Genomic DNA, 23,085 nt, shown 5'->3' with positions numbered 1-23,085 from the left:
AATTCATTATGGAAAAGTTAGCCAGAAAACAAGTACAAGCATTAACACCTTATCTTTCTGCTCGTCGAATCGGTGGCTCAGGAGATGTATGGTTGAATGCCAATGAATCTCCATTTGATAACGAATATAAGTTTAATTTTGCTCGTCTTAATCGCTATAGCGAATGTCAACCGCCAGAATTAATTAATGCTTATGCGGCTTATGCAGAGGTAAAGCCTGAGCAGGTTTTAACTTCTCGCGGAGCAGATGAAGGTATTGAATTACTGGTTCGTGCTTTTTGTGAACCGAACCAAGATGCAATTTTATATTGCCCGCCAACTTATGGTATGTACTCCATTAGTGCAGAAACAATCGGTGTGGAAACAAAGACGGTACCACTTACATCAGATTGGCAATTAGATCTTCCAGCAATAGAAGCAAATTTAAATGATGTAAAAGTGGTGTTTGTTTGTAGTCCAAATAACCCAACGGGCAACATCGTGAATCGCAAAGACATTCTTTCATTATTAGAAATGACAAAAGATCGAGCCATTGTTGTAATGGATGAGGCCTACATCGATTTTTGTATGGAGAAATCGACAGTTGATTTACTGGCTGACTACCCACACCTTGCGATTTTACGTACTTTATCTAAAGCGTTTGCATTAGCTGGACTTCGTTGTGGTTTTACTCTCGCGAACGAAGAGTTAATCAACGTATTACTGAAAGTAATTGCACCATACCCAGTACCTGTTCCTGTAGCTGAGATTGCAACTCAGGCCTTATCAGAAGCTGGTCTAGCTCGTATGAAATACCAAATGCTTGATCTCAGTGCTAATCGTGCTTATTTACAAGCAGGATTAATGGTCTTGCCGGGTGTTACCGTTTATGAAGGTTGGGGTAACTACCTGTTAGTGAAGTTTACTAATGGTGACGCGGTATTTAAAGCTGCGTGGGATCGCGGCATTATTTTACGTAACTCACCAATTGAAAATTGCGTACGCATTAGTGTTGGTAATCGCGAAGAATGTGAAAAAACATTGGGCTTCATTCGTAATCAATTAATCTAATACCAATCGTAGTAAATAACTGATCATCCTAGCTAGTTAAAATACTCGATAACTGCGTTAAAATTTTTGATTGTAGAATAACTACTTATCGAAAAATTTTGCCTTGTTCTCAAGCATTTTTCCTTCGCTATTACTGCTCATTTACTTACTGTGATTGGTATATGTTATCCCCAAGCTTAGGAATAAGGTTTGGGGTTTATCAAGAACAAAACAAGAAAAAATGAAAAGGACGTTCCTGTGAGCAAACAACAAAAGATTTTATTTATCGACCGTGATGGCACCTTAATTGTTGAGCCGCCGGTGGATTTCCAAGTAGACCGTTTAGATAAGCTAAAGTTTGAGCCTTTGGTTATTCCTTCTCTACTTTCTCTTCAAGATGCCGGTTACCGTTTAGTGATGGTGACAAACCAAGACGGTTTAGGTACAGATAGCTACCCTCAAGATGAGTTTGATGCGCCACATAATATGATGATGGAGTTTTTTGAATCTCAAGGGGTGAAGTTTGATGATGTTCTTATCTGTCCACACTTTGAAGAAGATAATTGCTCATGTCGTAAACCAAAGTTAGGTATGGTTAAAGAATATCTTCAAGGTGGAAAAGTCGATTTTCAACACTCAGTTGTGATTGGTGATCGCCAAACGGATCTTCAATTAGCTGAAAACATGGCGATCCGTGGTATTCAGTATCATCCAGAAACGATGAACTGGCCTGCGATCTTAAAAGATCTGACCGTAAATGCGCGTACTGCAGAAGTAATACGCACAACCAAAGAAACGGACATTAAAGTGTTTGTTAATTTGGATGAGCAAGGCGGTAATGAGATCACTACTGGTCTTGGTTTCTTTGATCACATGCTTGATCAGATTGCTACACACGGCGGTTTCCAAATGAAGATCAATGTAGAGGGCGACTTACACATTGATGATCACCACACCATTGAAGATACTGCTCTTGCATTGGGAGAAGCGTTAAAAGAGGCGCTTGGCGACAAACGTGGTATTGGTCGTTTTGGATTCAGCTTGCCAATGGATGAGTGTTTAGCACAATGTGCGCTTGATTTATCTGGTCGTCCATATCTGAAGTTTGATGCTGAATTCAGTCGTGAGCAGGTAGGAGATTTATCAACCGAAATGGTGGTTCACTTCTTCCGCTCATTAACGGATACCCTTGCATGTACCTTGCACCTTTCTTCATCGGGTCATAACGATCACCACATTATTGAAAGTCTATTTAAAGCGTTTGGTCGTACGTTACGCCAAGCGATTAAAGTGGAAGGTAATGAACTGCCAAGCTCAAAAGGCGTATTGTAGGAGTGGCTATGACAAATCAGAACGTCGTTATTATTGATACAGGTTGTTCTAACGTTTCATCAGTGAGATTTGCGATTGAGCGTCTGGGTTATGAGGTTACGATAAGCCGAGATCCTCAAGTGGTTCTGGCTGCTGATAAGCTGTTTTTACCGGGTGTTGGCACGGCAAGTGAAGCGATGAAGAACTTGGCTGAACGTGATCTCATTGAGTTGGTTAAACAAGTAGAAAAGCCATTATTGGGTATCTGTTTAGGTATGCAGTTGCTGGGTAAACTTTCTGAAGAGAAAGGTCAAAAAGCCGATCAAATTGTGGATTGTTTAGGTTTGTGTGAAGGTGAAGTTCGTAAGCTTCAAACCGGTGATTTACCACTGCCTCACATGGGGTGGAATACCATTAAACCTGTTGAAGGTAACCCGTTGTTTAAAGATATTCCAGAGAACAGTTATTTCTACTTTGTACACAGTTTTGGGATGCAAGTAGGCGATTATACAATTGCTTCTTGTGATTACGGACAACCGTTCACCGCAGCACTGCAAGCAGGTAATTACTACGGTGTTCAGTTTCACCCAGAGCGCTCAAGTAAAGTCGGTTCAAAGCTGATTCAGAACTTTTTGGAGCTATAAGAGCAGGGACTAAGTGCGAGGTCACTTCGCTTCGAGGTTTTAGGATTTTTATTCGTCCCTTAGATCTCGCAATGAGCGAAGCGAATGTTCTCGGTTCTGCTAATAAGGATATTTATGATCATTCCAGCATTAGATTTAATTGAAGGCCAAGTGGTTCGTCTGTTTCAAGGCGACTACGGGCAAGTAACAGAATACAAAGTTGATCCTGCCGAGCAGTTTAATTTGTATCACCAAGCGGGTGCAAATTGGCTGCACCTTGTGGATTTAACTGGCGCAAAAGACACAACGGCACGTCAGCTAGATTTGATTGCACGTTTATTAGCAAGTACGCCTGCCAATATTCAAATTGGTGGTGGTGTACGTAATGAAGCAGATGTTCAAGACTTACTGAACGCAGGTGCGCAACGTGTAGTTGTAGGCTCGACAGCAGTAAAACAGCCAGAATTAGTCAAAGGCTGGATGGAAAAGTACGGTGCTGAAAAAATCGTATTAGCATTAGATATCAATATTGATGAAAACGGCACTCGTAATGTGGCGATTTCAGGTTGGCAAGAAGACTCTGGCGTGACTATTGAAGCGCTGCTTGAAGATTACCTAACCGTTGGTTTGAAGCATGTTCTGTGTACTGACATTTCACGCGATGGTACGCTGCAAGGATCGAATGTAGAACTCTACGTAGACTTATGTAAACAGTACCCTCAAGTACAATTCCAATCATCAGGTGGCATTGGTTCATTAGATGATATCGCTGCATTGAAAGGCTCTGGTGTTGCTGGTGTGATTGTGGGTCGAGCTCTGCTTGATGGAAAATTTACCGCAGAGGAGGCATTCCAATGTTGGCAAAGCGAATAATTCCGTGCCTTGATGTAAAAGATGGTCAAGTAGTAAAAGGCGTTCAGTTTCGTAACCATGAAATCATCGGTGATATTGTTCCCCTAGCACAGCGTTATGCGGAAGAAGGTGCCGATGAGCTCGTTTTCTACGATATTACCGCATCAAGTGATGGTCGTGTGGTAGATAAAAGTTGGGTTGCTCGAGTAGCTGAGGTGATAGATATTCCATTCTGTGTTGCAGGAGGTATTAAAACCGCAGAAGATGCAGCAAAGATTTTAGAGTTTGGTGCAGACAAAGTATCAATTAATTCTCCTGCATTAGCGAACCCAGAACTGATAACAGAGCTTGCAGATAAGTTTGGTGTTCAATGTATTGTTGTTGGTATTGACTCTTATTTTGATAAAGAGACGGGTAAATACCAAGTTTACCAGTTTACCGGTGATGAAGAGCGAACTAAGGCAACCAAGTGGGAAACCAAAGATTGGGTGCAAGAAGTACAGAAACGTGGTGCGGGCGAAATCGTACTAAATATGATGAATCAAGATGGTGTTCGTAATGGTTACGATCTTGAGCAATTGAATATGGTGCGAGAAGTGTGTCATGTGCCACTCATTGCATCAGGCGGTGCTGGTGAAATGGTTCACTTTGCAGACGCCTATAAAAAAACAAACGTAGACGGTGCATTAGCGGCATCGGTATTTCACAAACAAATCATCAATATTGGTGAATTAAAAGACTATTTAGCCGAACAGGATGTAGAGGTACGCCGATGAGCCAACAAGAATTAGTAACACGTATTGATTGGGAAAAAGTGGATGGTTTAGTACCTGCAATTATTCAAGATTTTGGTTCAAGCCAAGTGTTGATGATGGGATACATGAACCAAGATGCTTTGGCTAAAACGCTAGAGACAGACAAAGTCACGTTTTTTTCTCGTACTAAAAATCGTTTATGGACTAAAGGCGAAGAGTCTGGCAACAGCTTGAACTTAGTTAATATTTCACTGGATTGCGATAACGACACGTTGCTTATTAAAGTAAACCCAGTTGGTCCAACGTGTCACACAGGAACAACAACGTGTTGGGATGGCGATAAAACCGAAGAAACTCAATTGGTGTGGCTTCATCAGTTGGAACAGCTACTCGCCGAGCGTAAGAATGCTGATCCTGACTCATCTTACACAGCAAGTCTCTACGCCCGTGGCACCAAACGTATTTCGCAAAAAGTTGGCGAAGAAGGCGTTGAAGTCGCGCTTGCAGCGACGTCGGGTGACAAGGCGGAGCTAGTGTGTGAATCAGCGGATTTGATCTATCACTTATTTGTGTTATTGCAAGATCAAGGCTTATCGTTTGATGATGTGATTAATAAATTGAAAGAGCGTCATAAGTAGTTCCTTAAATTGAACAGTAGCAAAATAACGCCGATCATTTGACCGGCGTTTTTATTGGAATTGAAATACCATCCTCGTTATACTCTGCGCTTACTTTCAGGAGCGCCAATGTTCGATATCCTTTATCAAAATTCAAATTTTCTTGTCATAAATAAACACCCTAATGTTAGTGTTCATAAAGACGATGGTGAAACCTCATTGTTGATTGAATTAGCAAAAGAGACGGGTGATAAACAACTCTATTTAATTCATCGTTTAGATAAGATGACATCAGGTTTATTATTGATTGGTAGAAATCAAGCTGCCGCTAGTGAATTATCACAACTGTTCGCAAACAGATTGGTTGAGAAATATTATTTAGCGATTGGTGATAAAAAACCGAAGAAGAAGCAAGGTTTGGTTATTGGGGATATGGAGCGTTCGCGTAGAGCATCGTGGAAGTTGATTAATAGCAAAGAAAATCCTGCAGTAACTCAGTTTTTTTCGACGGCTGCACAGGGTGGTAATCGCCTGTTTTTATGTAAACCACATACGGGAAAAACCCATCAAATACGTGTAGCACTAAAAAGCGTCGGTTCGGGTATTTTAGGTGATCCAATTTACAGCTCATCTAACGCAGATCGCGGTTATCTCCACGCTTATGCTTTACGTTTTACGTATCAAACTCAAGACTTTGAATTTGTAGAATTACCAAAGCAAGGTGAAGAGTGGGAAAATGAAACCGTTCAAGCAGGATTACAACAATGGCAAATGCCATGGACACTAACTTGGCCAGAGATTAAGAAAAAATAATGAAAATAGAAGCATTAGACACGTTATTTACACATCTTGAAGAGCAATTGAATAATCCGCCAAGTGAACTACGTCGTTTGTTTCACGGGCGCGGTCAATGTTTTGAGGGATTAGAGCAAATTACGGTTGATTGGTTACAGGCAAAAGATTCAACTGTCCAGCTTGTGGTTGCTTTATTTAAAGAGCAAACTCCTGAATTTGTTGAGCAATTAGTTGTTAAATTAAATAAGCTTGCAGAAACTTCATTATGGAAAGTTGCAAATGGTACTTCGATTTTATTGCAACATCGTTATCAAGAATTCGCCCCAACGCAAGTAGTTTGGGGAGAGGAAAATACATTTCCTGTCGTAGAAGAGAGTAACCTAAAGTATCAATTAGAGCTTAAAAAGAACCAAAACATGGGGATCTTTTTAGATATGCGATACGGTCGTAAATGGGTGCAGACGCACAGCGAAGGTAAATCAGTATTAAACTTGTTTGCGTATACATGTGGCTTTTCTGTTGCAGCGATTGCTGGTGGTGCAACTCAAGTTGTTAATTTAGATATGGCCAAAGCATCATTAGGAAGAGGTCGTGACAATCACCGTCTAAATCAACATGACTTGTCTAAAGTTAAATTCTTAGGTCATGATATTTTTAAATCATGGTGTAAGATTAAGAAGTTAGGTCTATATGATCTTATCATTATTGATCCGCCAAGTTTTCAGAAAGGTAGCTTTGCTTTAACTAAAGATTATCAGAAGATCTTACGCCGTTTACCTAGTTTATTAACAGAAACGGGTGAAGTATTAGCGTGCGTGAATTCGCCAGCGGTATCTACTGATTTCTTAATTGATGGAATGGCTGAAGAAGCGCCTGAGCTTAAGTTTGTTGAGCGTTTAGATAACCCACCAGAGTTTAGCGACATTAGCCCTGAGAGTGGCTTAAAAGTGATGCGTTTTACTCGTTAATCTAATTAGTTTGGTATAAAAAGCCCTTCTCATCATGTTGATGAAAAGGGCTTTTTTGTTTGATAAGTCTGTATTATTCTTCGTTTTCTTGTTCGCGATCCAAACACGATTGCTCATTTACAATGATATCATTTTGTTTTTGACCACGTGAATTACGAATAATGTAGCGATAAGTCACCCCTTTATCTAACACCGGGCGAACTTCTTTATCTTTACAAAAAGTAGTTATGCTATTTTCAATGATTTGATTGGTACTGATTTCACCATTACCACCGTCTAAGAACATCATTTCAACGACGCCTTGTTTTGCTTTTGCTTGTAATAAAGTCAGTTGTCCCATCTCTAGGGGAAGCACACTAGCAAGAACACTTGCACGATAGTCTGCAAGCATTTCAATCTCTTGTTGCTGTTCATTAGATGCACAGCCAGATAGGATGATTGCACTAATAGCTGTGAGTAGAATTTTTTTCATCAGATAATCTTATTGTTTATATTTATTAAGCTGGAAGCACTTTTTTAAATGGCTTAACAATTACTTTTGCGTAAACACCAGCATCAATATAAGGGTCATTATCAGCCCAAGTTTGAGCCGCTTCTAATGAAGCAAAATCAGCAATAATTGTTGAACCAGTGAAGCCTGCTTCTCCTGGATTTTCAGAATCAATTGCAGGCATAGGTCCTGCTACTAACAAACGGCCTTCATTCTGTAGTTGAGCAAGGCGCTCTAGATGTTTTTCACGAACACTTAAACGACGTTCTAAGCTGTTTTCAACATCTTGAGAAAAAATCACATACCACATAATAGAGTCCTTTAATTAAATATCATCATTGATCTCTTCATCATAAAAAAAGCCCCAGTCATAAACCAGAGCTTTTTGAAAAATAATGAAAATTATTCCAAATACTACGCATTTTTCGGAATTGGACGAGGTTTTCCGCTAGCATCAATAGCAACATAGTTAAAAGTGGCTTCACAAACTTGAAAGCGGTCACCAATCCCATCTTCTTTTACAGGTTTAACCCATACTTCAAGGTTGATACTCATTGAGGTTCGGCCAATCTTAACGCATTCACCATAACAGCAAACAACATCACCTACTTTAACTGGCTTTTTAAAGGTAATACTTGATACTGAAACCGTAACAATTCGGCCACCAGAAATCTCTTTTGCTAAAATACCACCAGCTAAATCAAGCTGTGACATAATCCAACCACCAAAAATATCACCATTAGCGTTAGTGTCAGCAGGCATAGAGAGAGTTCGAAGAAGTAGTTGGCCTTTAGGGGCTTGTCCAAGGTTATTTGGGCTTGTCAAAGTTGGGTTCCAATACAACAAAAAATAGAATTGAGCTGAGTTTACCACATAAAAAAGCCGTGTTGTATACACGGCTTAATCATTATCTTTTTGGCTATTCTTGTTCTTCTTTTTTCTCTTTTGGCATATGTTTATAAACGTACATACCAGTGAATAGAGTATATAAGAAAGTTAATCCTAATAAACCAAAGACTTTGAAGTTGACCCATACATCCAATGGCATTTCAAAAGCAACATAAAGGTTAGCAATAGCACAAACAGTAAAGAATAATACCCATGCGTGGTTGATTTTAGCCCATTTATCATCAGGCAATGTGACTTCTTTACCAAGCATGCCTTTAATTACAGGTTTACCCAGAATATGCGCAATAATTAAACCAGCAGCAAAAACGCAGTAAACAATGGTTACTTTCCATTTAATGAAGTTATCGTCATGTAGAAATATGGTCATGCCACCAAATACGGTTACCATAATAAAGGTGATTAGCTGCATTTTTTCTACTTTCTTGTATAGCGCGTAGGTCACAACAAGTTGAATGGCTGTTGCAATAATTAATGCTCCTGTAGCGGTATAGATGTCGTACATCTTATATAGAGCAAAAAAGATAATCAGTGGGATAAAGTCTAGAATTTGTTTCATTTTTTATGTTGAGCCAATAATAAATTATGTTGTGAGTGTAACGAAAATTGAAGGCGTAGGGAATCGCTAAAAATTGCTTGTTACATTTTATGTACGATGACCAAAAAAAGGCCAATTTGAAATAATTGGCCTTACTTATTTAAATTGGCTTATTAGATTAACTTTTTCTAAGCACTTTTATTTTCTGTTCTTACTGTTTCTTTGTTTTCTTCTTCAACCATTGCATCAACGATTACTGCACACGCTGCGTCACCTGTGATGTTTAAGGCTGTACGGATCATATCGAAGATGCGATCTAGTGCGAATAACAGTGGTAAACCTTCGATAGGGATGCCTGCCGCTAATAAAACTGCGACCACTAAGAAAGAAGGTCCAGGAACGCCAGCTTGGCCAACAGCACCTAGAGTTGAAGTCACAATGATAGCGATGTAGGCGCCAATGGATAAGTCGATATTGAACAGTTGAGCAAAGAAGATAGCAACTAGGCCGTAGTAAATTGCGTTACCTGACATGTTAATGGTTGCGCCAAGTGGCAAGACAAAAGAGGCAGTAGAGTTGCGAACGCCTAAATCTTTCTCAACTGTTTCCATCGTAACTGGCAGTGTTGCCATTGATGATGCAGTTGAAAGAGCCACAGCTTGTGGTTTTTTCATTGCAACAAGGAATTGCTTTGCAGAGGTTTTAGTAAATAACCCAACCATTAGTGGGTAGGCTACAAAGCCAAAGATAACAATAGCAGCAACGTAGACAATGAATAGCTTAAATACCACCATTAGTGCACCAAAGCCAAACGTACCAACGGCTTCTGCCATTAAACCAAATACGCCGATAGGAGCAATGATCATTACTTTGTTGATCATCCAAACCATAACATCAACAATTGCGTTAACCGCATTAAGCATTGGCTCACGACGTGTTTTTTCTAATTTAGATAAGCCGATACCAAAGAATAGACAGAAAACAAGTATTTGTAGAATATTGGCTTCATTTAAGGATTGGAAAACGTTGGTTGGGATCATGCCTGTAATGGTTGCCCAAAAAGTAGGTAGTTCTCCTTTAGATGCATAGGCAGAAGAGAACATTCCTTCTACACCTGAAACATCAATTCCTTTTCCTGGTTCAAAGATTTCACCCATAAATAGCGCTAAGGCAACGGCTAGTGCCGATGTTATACCAAAATAACCTAGTGTACTTAAACCAACTTTTCCTGCATTACTGCTGTTGCCTAAGCCTGCAGCTCCCGAAATAAGAGCAACAGCAACTAATGGTATAACTAACATTTTAATTAGATTAATAAAAATGGTTCCAAGAGGCGCAAACATGGACGCTGATTCGCCCATTGTTGCCCCAACCATGGTACCTATAATCATGGCTATAACGACTTGAACCCCAATGTTGTTCATAAATCCTTTTTTGTTTAACACTTTGTCTACCTCTATGTTGTGTTCTTACGAAAATTTAGTGAATAGTTCTTATTTATTATGTTTATTGTTATTAAAAATTCGGGTGTCGTTTTACACGTAAAATTAACATATAGCAATGCATTTATTAACTTTTGTATGTTTAATTGTGTATTTATTGTTTTGTGTCGTTGTGTGGTGATTTGTTTTATTAACAATTTAAAGGGGGGGAGAATTTAGGTTGGTATATATCGAGGAAAAAAAAGAGGCTTAATTTAGCCTCTTTGATCATGATTAATTAGATGTGTTATTTTTGTGTTGCTGCTTTCATTGACGATGTGAAATCAGTAAGTGCTTTTAATAATGCTTCTGGGTTAGCTTGATGTTGTTCAATCAATTTGACCGTTGCAGAACCTGAAATCGCACCAGCAGCTCCAGCTTTTACGGCTTCTTCCACTTGAGTCGGCTCTGAGATACCAAAACCAAGAATAGCAGGTGGTGCATCGTATTGATTAAGACGCTCTAGTAATTGAGCAACAGGCATACCCGCTTTGGTTTCAGCTCCGGTTACACCTGCACGAGAAAGAAGGTAAGTGTAGCCACCGCCTAATTTAGCAACCGTTTCTAGCGTTTCAGGCGATGCTGATGGTGGTGCAATGAAAATAGGGTGAATACCATGTTCTATTGCACTTTCTCTGAATTCTTGGGATTCATTCGTCGGTACATCGGCGATCAATACCGAGTCTACCCCTGCTTGTTGGCATTTTGCGTAGAAGTCATCAATACCGTTAGCGAAAACAAGGTTCGCATAAACCAAAAGACCGATTGGTGTATCAGGGTATTTAGAGCGAATTTTTGCAATGAGTTCAAAACAAATAGCTGGCGTTGTTTTGCTATCTAATGCTCGAATGTTTGCGCCTTGAATAGTAGGACCATCAGCAAGAGGGTCTGAAAAAGGGATACCTAATTCTAATGCATCCGCACCAGCTTCAATCAGAGTTTCCATGATGTTATAAGACAGCTCTGGGTTTGGATCGCCGATAGTTACGAATGGAACAAAGGCACCTTGATTTTTTTTCTCTAACTGAGCAAATAGGGCTTGATAACGATCCATTAGATTTCTCCCTTTTCTTTTAAAATGTCATGTACTGTGAAGATGTCTTTATCACCACGGCCAGATAGGTTTACAACTAATAGCTGTTCTTTCTCTGGCTCTGCTTGTGCAAGTTGTAATGCATAAGCTAAAGCATGAGAAGATTCTAGCGCTGGAATAATACCTTCCCCTTTTGCTAAAGTTTGAAATGCTTCTAAGGCTTCATCGTCTGTTACTGCACCATATTCAGCACGACCAATAGCATTTAGGTGGGCGTGTTGTGGGCCAACGGATGGGAAGTCTAAACCTGCAGAAACCGAGTACGACTCTTCAATCTGCCCGTGTTCATCTTGCATTAATGGGGCTTTCATTCCAAAGAAAATACCTGTTTTACCGTGCTTAAGTGGTGCGCCGTGTTGGTCGGTATCAATACCTTTACCTGCGGGCTCAACACCAATTAACTTCACGCTTTCTTCTTCAATGAAGTCTGCAAACATACCGATGGCATTTGAACCCCCCCCCACACAAGCAATAACCGCATCAGGTAAACGACCTTCACGCGCTAAGATTTGCATTTTCGTTTCTTCACCAATCATACGTTGGAATTCACGAACGATGGTTGGGAATGGGTGAGGGCCCGCTGCTGTTCCTAATAAATAGTGTGCAGTTTCATAGGTTGCAGACCAGTCACGTAGTGCTTCATTACACGCATCTTTTAGCGTCGCAGATCCTGAATGTACAGGAATGACTTCTGCACCCATTAGTTTCATACGGAATACGTTTGGACTTTGACGCTCTACGTCTTTAGCACCCATATAAACTCGGCATTTTAATCCTAGTAATGCACAAGCTAGCGCTGTGGCAACACCGTGTTGGCCTGCGCCTGTTTCAGCAATGATCTCATCTTTACCCATACGCTTTGCAAGTAGTGCTTGGCCAAGTACTTGGTTGGTTTTGTGTGCTCCACCATGAAGTAGATCTTCACGTTTAAGGTATAGCTTTGTTTTTGTGCCTTTGGTTAAATTGCGGCATAACGTCAAGGCGGTTGGACGACCCGCATATTCTTGTAAAAGCGTCATGAACTCAGAACGAAAGTCTGGGTCTTCTTGTGCATCAATAAAGGCTTGTTCTAGTTGCTCTAAAGCTGGAACTAAAATCTGTGGAACGTATTGACCACCGTATTCGCCGAAGTAGGCATCTAATTTTGCCATGATATTTTCCTTAATAGTCTCGTAATGCGCTAAATACGGCGCTTAATTTTTTATGATCTTTTTTACCCGGAGTACTTTCTACTCCTGAGTTGAAATCTAATCCGTAGCAGCCGAGTTGTGCTGCTTGTTTGGTATTATTTAATTCAAGTCCACCGGCAAGCATGATGTTGTGGTGAGGCAGTTTATTCCAATCAAAACTAACGCCAGTACCTCCCACCTGCGAACCGACTTTACAGTCAACTAACACCTTATCAGCTTGAGTTTGTGGAAGTGAAATGCGTTGAGCATCATCTGACACAGAAATGACATTCCAAATTTGAGTATGAGTCGGTAATAAAGAGGCTAACTCAGTAATATACGCTTCGGTTTCATTTCCATGCAGTTGAACCACAGATAGAGAAAGGTCAGTGGCGTACTGAGCAACACGCTGAGCATCCTCATTTTGAAAAACGCCCACATAATGTAATGCCGTTGCTTGGGTTATTTTCTTTGCGGTTTCAAGAGGAACAAAACGTGGCGATTTTTCTACGAAAATAAGTCCACCGTAGACAGCTCCAGAGTCATAAACGGCTTTCGCATCTTGCTCTGAAGTTAATCCACAGACTTTGTTTTCACCTAAAATAACTTTTCTTGCTGCAAGCTCTAGGTTTTTTTCTGCCATTAGTGAGCTACCAATCAGAAATCCTGAAGCGTGCTGAGCCAGTTCTTTCACTTGTTGATGAGTATAAATACCCGACTCAGAAATAATGGTGGTTCCTTTAGGTAGTAGAGGAGCAAGTTCTTTTGTTCTATTTAAATCCGTTGATAAGTCACGTAGGTTACGGTTGTTAATTCCAATGACTTTTGCGTTTAATGCCACAGCACGATGCAATTCTTCTTCATTGCTGACTTCCGTTAAAATACCCATGTTTAATGAATGTGCTATGTCTGCAAGTGCTTTGTATTGCGCATCATCTAAAACAGAAAGCATTAATAAAATGGCATCAGCAGAGTAATGACGAGCAAGATACACTTGATAAGCATCTATCATGAAATCTTTACATAAAATAGGCTGTGACACTTGATTTCGAATGATAGGTAAGAAATCAAAGCTACCTTGGAAATACTTTTCATCGGTTAGTACAGAAATGGCACTCGCGTGATTATTGTAGATAGAAGCAATGTAATCGAGATCGAAATCATCTCGAATTAACCCTTTTGATGGTGATGCTTTTTTACATTCAAGGATAAATTCGGTTTTGCCTGTTTTTAATGCGTCGTAAAAGCTACGGTCAGATAGACTTAATGACGATTGAAAATCATCTAGAGGTTGTTGTTTCTTACGCTCTTCGACCCAAATGGCTTTGTCTTTTACTATTTTTACAAGTACTTCAGCCATTTCTGTATTTTCTACTGAGATGTGTTCAGACAATTGCTGTGTCATTCATTTATCCTCTTGCAGCCAGTTGTTGTACCAATTCGAAGGCTTTACCTGAATTCATGGCATTGATGGCTTTTTGTGCATTAGCTTTTAGATCTTCATGGCCAAACAAGCGCATTAATAGGGCAACGTTAACAGCGATAGCACCTAATTGAGCGTCTGTCCCTTTACCCGTTAAAATATCCGTAATAATGGCTTTATTCTCTTCTGGCTCTCCGCCTTTAATCGAATCAAGTGGATGAGTATTCAGTCCAAAATCTTCTGGCGTTAATGTGTATTCTTTAATTTCACCATCAATAATTTCTGCCACCGTTGTTGGACCATGAATGGCAACTTCATCTAAACCAGAGCCAAAAACAACCGCAGCACGTTTCATTCCCATGTTTACCATGGTTTCCGCAATAGGACGAACCAGTGATTCATCGTAAACGCCCATAAGCTCAATATTGGGACGTGCAGGGTTAATTAGAGGTCCAAGTATATTAAAGATGGTGCGTGTTTTCATGGTTTGACGAATTGGCATCGCATGGCGAACACCACCGTGATATTGTGGCGCAAATAAGAAAGCAACGCCTAAGTCATCGACGGCTTTTCTTGTGTCTTCTGCAGACATGGCTAAATCAATGCCAAAGGAATCAAGAAGATCAGAAGAGCCAGATTTACTTGAAACGCCACGGTTACCATGTTTCGCAATTTTTAATCCACATGCTGCGGCAACAAATGCGGCCGTGGTGGAAATATTGATGGTATTTGAACCGTCACCACCGGTGCCAACAATGTCCGCAAAATCATAATCAGGTTGAGGGAATGGATTTGCGTTTTCTAATAATGCTTTGGCAGCCCCTGCAATCTCATCCGGTGTTTCACCTTTCAATTTTAAACAGGTGAGTGCTGATGTCAGTAGTATAGGATCTAATTCGCCTTTAATAATGGCATCAAAAAGAACTTGGCTTTCTGATTCTGAAAGAGAAACTTGATCGTATAGCTTGTTAAAAATGGTTTCTATTTGAGTCATGAGAATATCCTTATTCTTTATTGTCTTTTGCTGTTAGATCTAATGCCCAATTCAAGGTATTAATGAGTAGTTGTGCCCCTTGAGTCGTCAAAATGGATTCAGGGTGAAATTGGAAGCCACACACCTTATCTTCTTCTTGAATTACGGCCATTACAAGGTCATCTACTGTGGCTGTAATGGTTAATTCATCCGTTACTTTTGTTGCCACTAATGAGTGGTAACGAGCAATAGATAGTGGATTTGGTAAGTCATTAAAAATAGGGTGTTGGTTATGGCTCATCATTGCTGATTTACCATGAACAATTTCACCTGCTCCGGCAACCGTTCCGTTATAGGCCTCAACAATTGCTTGGTGGCCAAGACAAATACCTATCATGGGGATTTTGCCTTTTAGGCGCTGAATGACTTCCGGCATACAACCCGCTTCTGATGGTGCTCCAGGACCAGGAGATAAAACGACAACTGGATTGTCTAGCTTATTTACGGCTTCTTCAAAAGCGGCTGCGCTTAAGCTATTACGGTAAATCGTCACTGGGTAACCAAGTGAGCGAAATTGATCAACCAAGTTATAAGTGAAGGAATCAAAGTTATCGAGTAATACAATGTGAGCCATTATTTTGTCTCCTTAACTTGTTGAGTGGCTGCCGATAAGTGTGCTTTTTGAATGGCTGAGATCACCGCTTGCGCTTTGCCTCGTGTTTCATCAGCTTCGGCCTGAGGATCTGAGTCATATACTACGCCGGCACCAGCTTGAACTTGAGCGACACCATTTTCGACATAAGCTGAACGGATCACAATACAGGTATCCATGCTGCCATCGCCAGTTAAATAACCCACAGCGCCACCATAAGCACCACGGCGAGTTTTTTCTACATCACGGATAAGTTGCATTGCTCGAATTTTAGGAGCACCAGTGAGGGTTCCCATGTTCATGCATGCTTGATAAGCGTGAAGAGCATCGAGTTCGGTTCTGAGTTGCCCAACCACTCGTGACACTAAATGCATAACATGACTATAGCGATCCACTTTAAGCAAATCAGCAACGTGACGAGTGCCAGCTTGCGAAATTCGAGCTACATCGTTTCGTGCTAAATCAACCAGCATCATGTGTTCTGCATTTTCTTTTGTGTCACAGCGTAATTCCAATTCGATACGACTATCTAAATCGTGGTTGATGGAACCATCTGCATTTTTACCACGTTTACGAGTACCTGCTATTGGATAAATTTCAACTTGATTGCTGACTTTGCAATATTTAAGAGCTGATTCAGGAGAGGCTCCAAACAGTGTGAAATCACGATCTTGCAGATAGAACATATAAGGACTTGGGTTACCGATCTTCAGTTCGCGGTAAGCGGAAAGTGGAGCAGGGCAAGGCAGAGTAAAACGACGAGAAGGAACAACTTGGAACACATCACCTTTGATGACAAATTCTTTTAAATTTAAAACCGTTTGGCAAAAATCATCATCAGAGACACTTGGAACTGCATCACATTCAGTTAAGACTGGCGCTAATGGAACATCATGAGATTCAGAGCAGAATGTTTTTATGGAAGACAAACGTTTTGATACTTGTTGCTTTATTTCTTCATTTTGGGAAAAAAGCGTACCTTGTAACGTGGACTTTTGAGTTTGATGGTCAATAACCAGCAGTGTCTCTGCAATATAAAAAAGGTAATCCGGGCACTTATTTGTTGAATCGGCATTACCTAGATTTTCAAAATTGGCAACTAAGTCATAAGCAAATAAACCGCCAAGGAATAATGCATTTGAAGGTAAGCCTGATAAATCGAATTGATGTTGAATAAAGCGTAATGCATCAAATGATGACAGTTCTCGAAGACGGCTGTCTTCATCTAGATCTTGATTAGCATCAGGGAAATGAAGTATTAACAGATTATTTGAAACTGATTGAATCAATGTCGATGGTAAGCATTGAGCAAGTTGAGCTAATAATAGTTCACCATTTGTTGTCATTGCTTCTAAAGTTACGTCTTTGCCAAAGCAATGAATTCTAACAGCAGCGTCAATTAGCATTAGACTTTTTAGGTCTTCTTTTGAATCTACTTCTGCAGATTCAAGTAATAAACTCATTGCGCCGTCAGCACACAATGTGGAATACAGCTCCGTTGGATCTGAAACGTATGGGACATCAAGGCAAAGTAGTTCAAGTTTACTATCTTGTGAATGTGATGAACGCATTATAGCCTCCCTGCTAATTCGTTGATCTTGTGTTAAATTATATTGTATTGGCATAGTCGCATATTTCACAGTTGTTGCCACTCTTTTGTTAAAACTTATGAGGGCTAAAAGGCGGTTTGTATATTATTTCATCGTTATTTCTCAATTGTGCTTTTGTACTATCTATCACATCATCGATGTGTATTTCAGACATAAAAAAACCCGCTTAGTTGCGGGTAGTGGATTTATGTCAAAAATAAATTAGCACAAAACACTACCCAAGGTAGTGCCACCATCGTGAGCTTACCACTGATGTTTTTAAGATTGCTTGTTGTCTGTTAAGCTGTGACATAAAGTACCTATTGTTGACCAATTTCAATTTGGTGAGAAAGTGTTTAACTGTGTACTAGTAAACTAGTGCGCAAGAAGAAAGTCAAGAATAATTATGAAAATAGACCTACATAGTCACACAACTGCGTCAGATGGACGCTTATCACCCACAGAATTAGTTGAAAGAGCGGTTAGTTTTGATGTGAAGGTGCTTGCTATTACTGATCATGACTCTGTTGCGGGTCTTGATGAAGCTCATGCGGCGATTAAAGAGCAAAACTTACCTTTGCAATTGATTGATGGAATTGAAATATCGACGTTATGGAGCAATAAAGACATTCATGTTGTTGGTTTAAATTTAGATATTCACCATCCTGATTTAGTTGAGCTAATTAAAAATCAAGAAGCTCGAAGAGATGCTCGTGCAATTAAAATGGCAGAACGTTTGGAGAAAGCTGGGTACGAAGGAGCATTAGAGGGAGCAAGAGCCTTAGCTGGAGACGGTACGTTAACTCGTGCTCACTTTGGTAAGTGGTTAGTTGATGAAGGTCACGCTAAAACAATGCAAGCGGTATTTAAAAAATTCTTAACTCGCAATAACATAGGTTATGTACCGCCAGACTGGTGTTCAATTGAAGAAGCCGTTAATGTAATCCATAAAGCAGGGGGCGTAGCGGTACTTGCTCATCCTGGTCGTTATAAGTTAACAGCAAAATGGATAAAACGTTTATTAGCTGCGTTTGTTGAGGCAAAAGGCGATGCGATGGAAGTTGCATTACCGCAGCAAGGGGTGCAAGAGCGTCGGGTTCTTGCTGATTATGCAATTCAATTTGAATTAGAAGCTTCCCAAGGCTCTGATTTTCATTACTCATCGCCTTGGACGGAGTTAGGGCGAAATTTATGGTTGCCAGAAGGAGTCGTTCCTGTTTGGCAAAAATGGGATATACCAAGCTGAAAGAGAAAATGGATTTAGTATAAAACTAAAATAAAAACCAAATATCACTATGACCTGCTAAGCAGGAGGGACCATGAGTCAATTTTTTTACGTACACCCAGAAAACCCACAAGCACGCTTAATTAGTCAAGCTGTGGCGATTATTCGCGATGGTGGGGTAGTGATTTACCCAACAGATTCAGGTTATGCACTAGGATGCCAACTTGAGAATAAACAAGCACTAGAGCGAATCTGTCAGATCCGTCGTTTAGATGACAAACATAATTTTACGTTACTGTGTCGTGATTTATCTGAGTTATCTATTTATGCTCGTGTTGATAACAGTATTTTCCGTTTACTTAAAAATAATACACCAGGTGCATATACCTTTATTTTTAAAGGTACGAAAGAAGTACCGCGTCGTTTAATGAACCCAAAACGTAAGACTATTGGTATGCGTGTACCTGATAATAAGATCGCTTTGGATTTGTTGGAAGCGTTAGGCGAACCACTGATGTCAACGACCTTGATTTTGCCAGGAAATGAAATGGCAGAATCTGATCCTGAAGCGATTCGTGATCAGTTAGAACATGCTGTTGATTTAATTATGAATGGTGGTTATTTAGGTGAACAACCAACAACGGTTATCGACTTCAGTGATGATGATATTAAGATTGCTCGAGTAGGGGCTGGTGATCCAACTCCATTTGAATAACTGAATAATAAATGTTTGAAATAGCCAGACAGTCGTTCTGGCTATTTTTTTATTTCAACTATAGCCATTTATCTACAACTTGCTGCAATTGTGCTTTAGACACTGGCTTTGTTAGATAGCCATCCATAACTTGTGTTATAGCGCTGATTTCTTCATGACTGGATTCGCCAGTTAACGCGATAATCGGTAAATTAGGATAGATTATCTTAATTTTTTTAGCCGCATCAATTCCATTCATTACTGGCATACGAGAATCCATAAAGATAAGATCAAGCTTGTTATTTGTGGCTATTTCTACGGCTTCTTCACCATTTTCTGCTTGTAAAAGTGTTAAATTATCTTTGTTAATAAAAGTATGAATTAACATACGTTGTACTTTTTTATCATCAACAATTAATACTGTTTTAAGCGAATTATCTTTCTTATTAATTAACGGTGGAGTATTTGGTTTGTGGGAGTTTAATGCGTTAATGTCTCCTTCTATATGAGGGAAACTAAGTACAAATTCAGTGAATTCTCCTTTGGTGGAATAACATGCGATGTTTCCTTCAAAAGCATGCATAACACGCAAACAATAAGATAAACCTAATCCACTGCCGCCTTCTTTATTATGAGTAAAAAAGTCATCAAAAATATTAGGGAGGATATGTGAATCAATTCCAGGTCCTGTATCTCTAAATATTAATTTATTGGTAGCAAACCCTTTAACTAAACGAATTGATATGGAGCTGTTGTATTCATCAAAGTAATAAGTTGCATTTCTCAATAAATTAAACAGTATGAATCCATACAGAGTATCATTGATATTTACGATGAAATCATCTTCAAGATCTAGAGTGATTTTTTGCTTCATTTCTTCTGAATCAAATACATATTCATCAATAATTTGTTGAGTTAATAATGAAATAGAATGGTGATGAAATAGGTCATCACTGATCGCGGTATTTTTAGCTTCACTCAAAATAATATCAATTAATTGCGCACCTTTTTGAATCGCTAAACACCCTTGGTTTAATTCATTTTTTATTAGATCTTCTTGTTTTTCATGTTCAGTATTTTTTTGATAGTGATGTTTGATTTTTTCAAAATGATACTGAAGTTGTGATAGAGGGTTGCGCATTTCGTGTGCGATAGAGTTAGCAAGGGCCTGTGATTGACGAACTTTTCGTTCACTCTCAATGTAGCCTTGAACTTTAGTTAGTACCCATTGAATAGCTGAAATCTCTTCATTTGAAAATGTCGTATTATCGTGTTTATTTGCCGAAATTAAAAAATGCGATATTAGCTTGTTTTCACCAAAAATAGGTAAGATCAATGCCGTCTTACTTTCACTCATTTTCTCTTGTACTTGATGAAGTTCAGCGTTAGCAGTTTTAGGGGAGTAATGAATTTGGTAATCAAGTTCATCTTTCACCAAAGCAGAGTGGCTTTGGTTTAAATGTGGAATAAAAATATTATAATTAGTGTTTTTACCAATCAATAATAATTCTTCTTTTGGCGTGTTTAAAATTGATGCTAATTTAATAATTGCATTACTACTTGAATATTTAAATTCCTCTGCAATTTTATATATTTTCTCAACTGGTGTCTGCTTGTCTTTATATATAATAATAGAAGCGATTTTTTTTGTCTTTTTAAGGGTTTTATCCCAAAATAATCCAGTAAAGACTATTGCAATGATACAAATATATAATAAATCAGAGGTGGCTGTTAAATCGTAAATTATAATAATAGGGATTAGATATAAAATGAGATTTATAGAATATGATAATGACCAAAAAAGCAAATATTTGAAGCTATATAATCTATGGTAAAGTAATGTATATCCAATTAATAAAGCTTCAGTAACAGATAATGCAGGCGGTACCCATGTGTATGAGAAATCAGCCCATATGACTGGTATAATTATTTGAGATGCAATGGTTGAGATCATGTAAATAAATATCCCAATCATTAAATAAATGGATTTTTCTTTATTGAGTTTTATATTACTTTTTCTAAGCTTAAAGAAATTAATGCTCGTCAGAATTACGAATAGAAATGCGTTTAAGAAAAACAAAGGAGCAAAGGGACCAAATTCAATGGTGAATACGCTAGGAGCTTGGATTGTTACTCCTATAACCGTTAAGTTAGGGATAACATTAATAATTAATGCGACAAGCGTTGTAATGCTCGTTAAACGAAACTGCCATTTAGATAGTCGTTTATCTGGGTGTTTTGAAGCAAGGCGACACGAAAATAGAAAAGCAAAAGCAAAAGCTAAGTATGAGGTCATATTAGCAAATAGCGCCATAAAAATAGCGGTTGATTCATCAAAGTATGTGAGTAATGGAGACTGAAAGTAAGCATTACTCAGTATCCATAAGATAATAAATAATGCATAGAGAATGTATGATGAATAAATGTAAGGGTTTACCTTTGTCCGCTCTTTATATAGAGAGCGGACAAAATACCCTACCCAAAGCAAGATGATTGCTGAGGTTGTCAGTAGTAAATAAACTTTAGGTAAAGTAGTTAACATTTATATAAAACTCACTGATTTCGAAGTTTTTTTCTTAGGCTTATAATATTAGCATTGTATGCCTTAAAACTATATTGATTGAAAGCAGATGATGCATTTTTTAAAAGCCAGATCCCTTTATAAGTAATTATTCCCGTTTTATTTACATCTTGCTCACTTGTGAAAACATAGGGAGATTGCGTAGGCGCTAGTAAATTCATTGCTTTATAAAATAGAACCATTGCTGGTTTCTCTATTATTGTAAAAACAGCATCTCTTCCACTTTCTTTTAAAGCCATCGCTAATCCTTTTTGAGCCAAATATAGGTGGTAGTTTGCTTTAGACTTTGAACCGCTAATAGTTAAACGAATTGCTTCGCATACCTTTGTTTTATCTAAGATAGAATAAAAAAGGTCATTTTCTATTTCATCGCTAGTTTTATCGATAAATTGTGATCTTGTTAACGGAGTCATAGATGTTGCTTTGGTGAGAGATAACAGGCCATCGCTTTCAAGATTCGGCTTCCATTTCGTATTTTGAAAAAAACCGTCAAAGAAGAGCCATTCGTGTTTATTTGATGTAGTTTGAATTAATGCTGATGAGATGATCGTTGGATAAAGATTGTTTTCAGTATATTGGTATAGGATGAAGTGTTCACCTTTAGAGGAGATATCTAAATGGTTAAGCATTTCATACCATTTATGTTCTTTGACGAAAGTGGCGATATTAATAAGTACAATAGCATCAGAAAGAGGGAGAGGTTGATCACTAAACTCAGTATGAAAGAATCGTTCGTCTTCTGAAATATCCGGCACTAGCTCGTAGTGATATTTTTCATCAATAATGGTTGATGTGGTATTTTTTGAGACTGTTTCTGAATCGTGGTTAAGTAACACATTTGGTTTATGGATGAGTTTGAAAATTTCAAATTCAGTACTGCATTTTAGAAGACAACCAAAAAATTTGATGGCCAATTGTTCAATATGAAAATATATCTTAGGTAAAGAAGAGCAAGGTTGTTTTCCTAAAATGTTTGCTGCTTCTGATGTTGAAAATAAGTATTCCAAATTTCCAATAGTTCCGCCTTCAAATTGACTCAAAATAATTCTTTCCCTTGTACTAATTAGTTGCTGGAGTAAATTTAAGTTTTGAGTTTGTATGCAATAATCATATAACTCTTTTATAAATTCATACTGCAGGTTTTTTTTCGACAATCTCATTATGAGAGATAGATGGAAGTGGGCTTAAAAGAAGTGTGAAGTTTTTCATAATACTACCTTATTGATTGATAACTCATTAAAATTACTAAGAAAATTACCGTCTCAGCATACTCAGTATAGTAAAAATAGGTAGTGGTGGTATGAGCACTTTGCGTGTCTTAC

Annotated in this window: 23 protein-coding genes; 10 read left to right on the top strand and 13 right to left on the bottom strand. The window is 38.7% G+C overall.

Annotation, left to right across the window (positions count from 1 at the left end):
* Positions 1-8: 8 nt before the first annotated feature.
* The 8 genes from hisC to HC728_RS00880 all read left to right on the top strand — a co-directional run bounded on the left by hisC (position 9) and on the right by HC728_RS00880 (position 6,949).
* Positions 9-1,049 carry a histidinol-phosphate transaminase gene (gene hisC / locus HC728_RS00915; RefSeq protein WP_155661712.1) on the top strand — a complete coding sequence of 347 codons (1,041 nt, stop codon included), beginning with the start codon at positions 9-11 and terminating at the stop codon, positions 1,047-1,049.
* A gap of 237 nt (positions 1,050-1,286) precedes the next feature.
* On the top strand, positions 1,287-2,360 hold the full coding sequence (hisB, locus tag HC728_RS00910) for a bifunctional histidinol-phosphatase/imidazoleglycerol-phosphate dehydratase HisB (protein WP_054775611.1): 1,074 nt from the start codon (positions 1,287-1,289) through the stop codon (positions 2,358-2,360).
* An 8-nt stretch (positions 2,361-2,368) separates the two neighbouring features.
* On the top strand, positions 2,369-2,983 hold the full coding sequence (gene hisH, locus HC728_RS00905; protein WP_063651374.1) for an imidazole glycerol phosphate synthase subunit HisH: 615 nt from the start codon (positions 2,369-2,371) through the stop codon (positions 2,981-2,983).
* Between the two features lie 114 nt (positions 2,984-3,097).
* Positions 3,098-3,835 carry a 1-(5-phosphoribosyl)-5-[(5-phosphoribosylamino)methylideneamino]imidazole-4-carboxamide isomerase gene (gene hisA / locus HC728_RS00900; protein WP_005418747.1) on the top strand — a complete coding sequence of 246 codons (738 nt, stop codon included), beginning with the start codon at positions 3,098-3,100 and terminating at the stop codon, positions 3,833-3,835.
* Complete coding sequence (hisF, locus tag HC728_RS00895; RefSeq protein ID WP_017018236.1) at positions 3,817-4,590, top strand: imidazole glycerol phosphate synthase subunit HisF; 774 nt, start codon at positions 3,817-3,819, stop codon at positions 4,588-4,590. The genes hisA and hisF overlap by 19 nt, the downstream gene beginning before the upstream one ends.
* Positions 4,587-5,207: a bifunctional phosphoribosyl-AMP cyclohydrolase/phosphoribosyl-ATP diphosphatase HisIE gene (hisIE, locus tag HC728_RS00890; RefSeq protein ID WP_017018235.1), complete on the top strand. Its 621-nt coding sequence runs from the start codon at positions 4,587-4,589 to the stop codon at positions 5,205-5,207. Before hisF ends, hisIE begins: the two co-directional genes overlap by 4 nt.
* 108 nt (positions 5,208-5,315) lie before the next feature.
* Positions 5,316-5,999, top strand: coding sequence for a TIGR01621 family pseudouridine synthase (locus HC728_RS00885; protein WP_017018234.1), 684 nt, complete (start codon positions 5,316-5,318; stop codon positions 5,997-5,999).
* Positions 5,999-6,949: a class I SAM-dependent methyltransferase gene (locus tag HC728_RS00880; protein WP_190395018.1), complete on the top strand. Its 951-nt coding sequence runs from the start codon at positions 5,999-6,001 to the stop codon at positions 6,947-6,949. Before HC728_RS00885 ends, HC728_RS00880 begins: the two co-directional genes overlap by 1 nt.
* A 73-nt stretch (positions 6,950-7,022) precedes the next feature.
* Here HC728_RS00880 and HC728_RS00875 read toward each other — a convergent pair whose 3' ends face one another.
* The 11 genes from HC728_RS00875 to HC728_RS00825 form a co-directional block, all read right to left on the bottom strand.
* Positions 7,023-7,421, bottom strand: coding sequence for a GspS/AspS pilotin family protein (locus HC728_RS00875; RefSeq protein WP_005418758.1), 399 nt, complete (start codon positions 7,419-7,421; stop codon positions 7,023-7,025).
* Positions 7,422-7,446: 25 nt separating this feature from the next.
* Positions 7,447-7,749, bottom strand: a complete 303-nt coding sequence (locus HC728_RS00870) for a YciI family protein (protein ID WP_190395017.1) — start codon at positions 7,747-7,749, stop codon at positions 7,447-7,449.
* 104 nt (positions 7,750-7,853) lie between these two features.
* Entirely contained in the window at positions 7,854-8,264 is a 411-nt protein-coding gene (gene yciA / locus HC728_RS00865) for an acyl-CoA thioester hydrolase YciA (RefSeq protein WP_005418761.1), read from the bottom strand.
* A gap of 94 nt (positions 8,265-8,358) precedes the next feature.
* Positions 8,359-8,904, bottom strand: a complete 546-nt coding sequence (locus tag HC728_RS00860; RefSeq protein WP_005418762.1) for a septation protein A — start codon at positions 8,902-8,904, stop codon at positions 8,359-8,361.
* A 167-nt stretch (positions 8,905-9,071) separates the two neighbouring features.
* Positions 9,072-10,307 (bottom strand): dicarboxylate/amino acid:cation symporter, encoded by a 1,236-nt coding sequence (locus tag HC728_RS00855; protein WP_017018231.1) that lies wholly within the window; start codon positions 10,305-10,307, stop codon positions 9,072-9,074.
* Positions 10,308-10,611: 304 nt separating this feature from the next.
* Entirely contained in the window at positions 10,612-11,418 is an 807-nt protein-coding gene (gene trpA / locus HC728_RS00850; RefSeq protein WP_190395016.1) for a tryptophan synthase subunit alpha, read from the bottom strand.
* On the bottom strand, positions 11,418-12,608 hold the full coding sequence (trpB, locus tag HC728_RS00845; RefSeq protein ID WP_017018229.1) for a tryptophan synthase subunit beta: 1,191 nt from the start codon (positions 12,606-12,608) through the stop codon (positions 11,418-11,420). Before trpB ends, trpA begins: the two co-directional genes overlap by 1 nt.
* A gap of 10 nt (positions 12,609-12,618) precedes the next feature.
* Positions 12,619-14,031, bottom strand: coding sequence for a bifunctional indole-3-glycerol-phosphate synthase TrpC/phosphoribosylanthranilate isomerase TrpF (gene trpCF / locus HC728_RS00840; protein ID WP_017018228.1), 1,413 nt, complete (start codon positions 14,029-14,031; stop codon positions 12,619-12,621).
* Between the two features lie 4 nt (positions 14,032-14,035).
* Positions 14,036-15,034, bottom strand: coding sequence for an anthranilate phosphoribosyltransferase (gene trpD, locus HC728_RS00835; protein WP_370539777.1), 999 nt, complete (start codon positions 15,032-15,034; stop codon positions 14,036-14,038).
* A gap of 19 nt (positions 15,035-15,053) precedes the next feature.
* Positions 15,054-15,656: an aminodeoxychorismate/anthranilate synthase component II gene (locus HC728_RS00830; RefSeq protein ID WP_065621138.1), complete on the bottom strand. Its 603-nt coding sequence runs from the start codon at positions 15,654-15,656 to the stop codon at positions 15,054-15,056.
* Positions 15,656-17,245, bottom strand: coding sequence for an anthranilate synthase component 1 (locus HC728_RS00825; RefSeq protein ID WP_017018226.1), 1,590 nt, complete (start codon positions 17,243-17,245; stop codon positions 15,656-15,658). The genes HC728_RS00830 and HC728_RS00825 overlap by 1 nt, the downstream gene beginning before the upstream one ends.
* A gap of 424 nt (positions 17,246-17,669) precedes the next feature.
* Between HC728_RS00825 and HC728_RS00820 the strand changes: the two genes are divergently transcribed.
* On the top strand, positions 17,670-18,509 hold the full coding sequence (locus tag HC728_RS00820; protein ID WP_017018225.1) for a PHP domain-containing protein: 840 nt from the start codon (positions 17,670-17,672) through the stop codon (positions 18,507-18,509).
* A 73-nt stretch (positions 18,510-18,582) separates the two neighbouring features.
* Positions 18,583-19,203, top strand: a complete 621-nt coding sequence (locus HC728_RS00815) for an L-threonylcarbamoyladenylate synthase (RefSeq protein WP_005418776.1) — start codon at positions 18,583-18,585, stop codon at positions 19,201-19,203.
* Positions 19,204-19,261: 58 nt separating this feature from the next.
* On the opposite strand, the gene ainR is transcribed toward HC728_RS00815, so the two are convergent.
* Together ainR and ainS are read right to left on the bottom strand one after the other, a co-directional pair.
* Positions 19,262-21,724, bottom strand: a complete 2,463-nt coding sequence (gene ainR, locus HC728_RS00810) for an autoinducer hybrid sensor kinase/response regulator AinR (protein WP_190395015.1) — start codon at positions 21,722-21,724, stop codon at positions 19,262-19,264.
* A gap of 11 nt (positions 21,725-21,735) precedes the next feature.
* A complete protein-coding gene (ainS, locus tag HC728_RS00805; RefSeq protein WP_038155219.1) occupies positions 21,736-22,923 on the bottom strand; it encodes an N-3-oxohexanoyl-L-homoserine lactone synthase AinS in 1,188 nt (395 codons plus the stop codon).
* Between the last annotated feature and the right edge of the window lie 162 nt (positions 22,924-23,085).

This window comes from Aliivibrio sp. S10_S31 (assembly GCF_014694495.1).
GTDB classification, from domain to species: Bacteria; Pseudomonadota; Gammaproteobacteria; order Enterobacterales; family Vibrionaceae; genus Aliivibrio; species Aliivibrio fischeri.
This window is presented reverse-complemented; position numbering and strand designations above follow the sequence as displayed.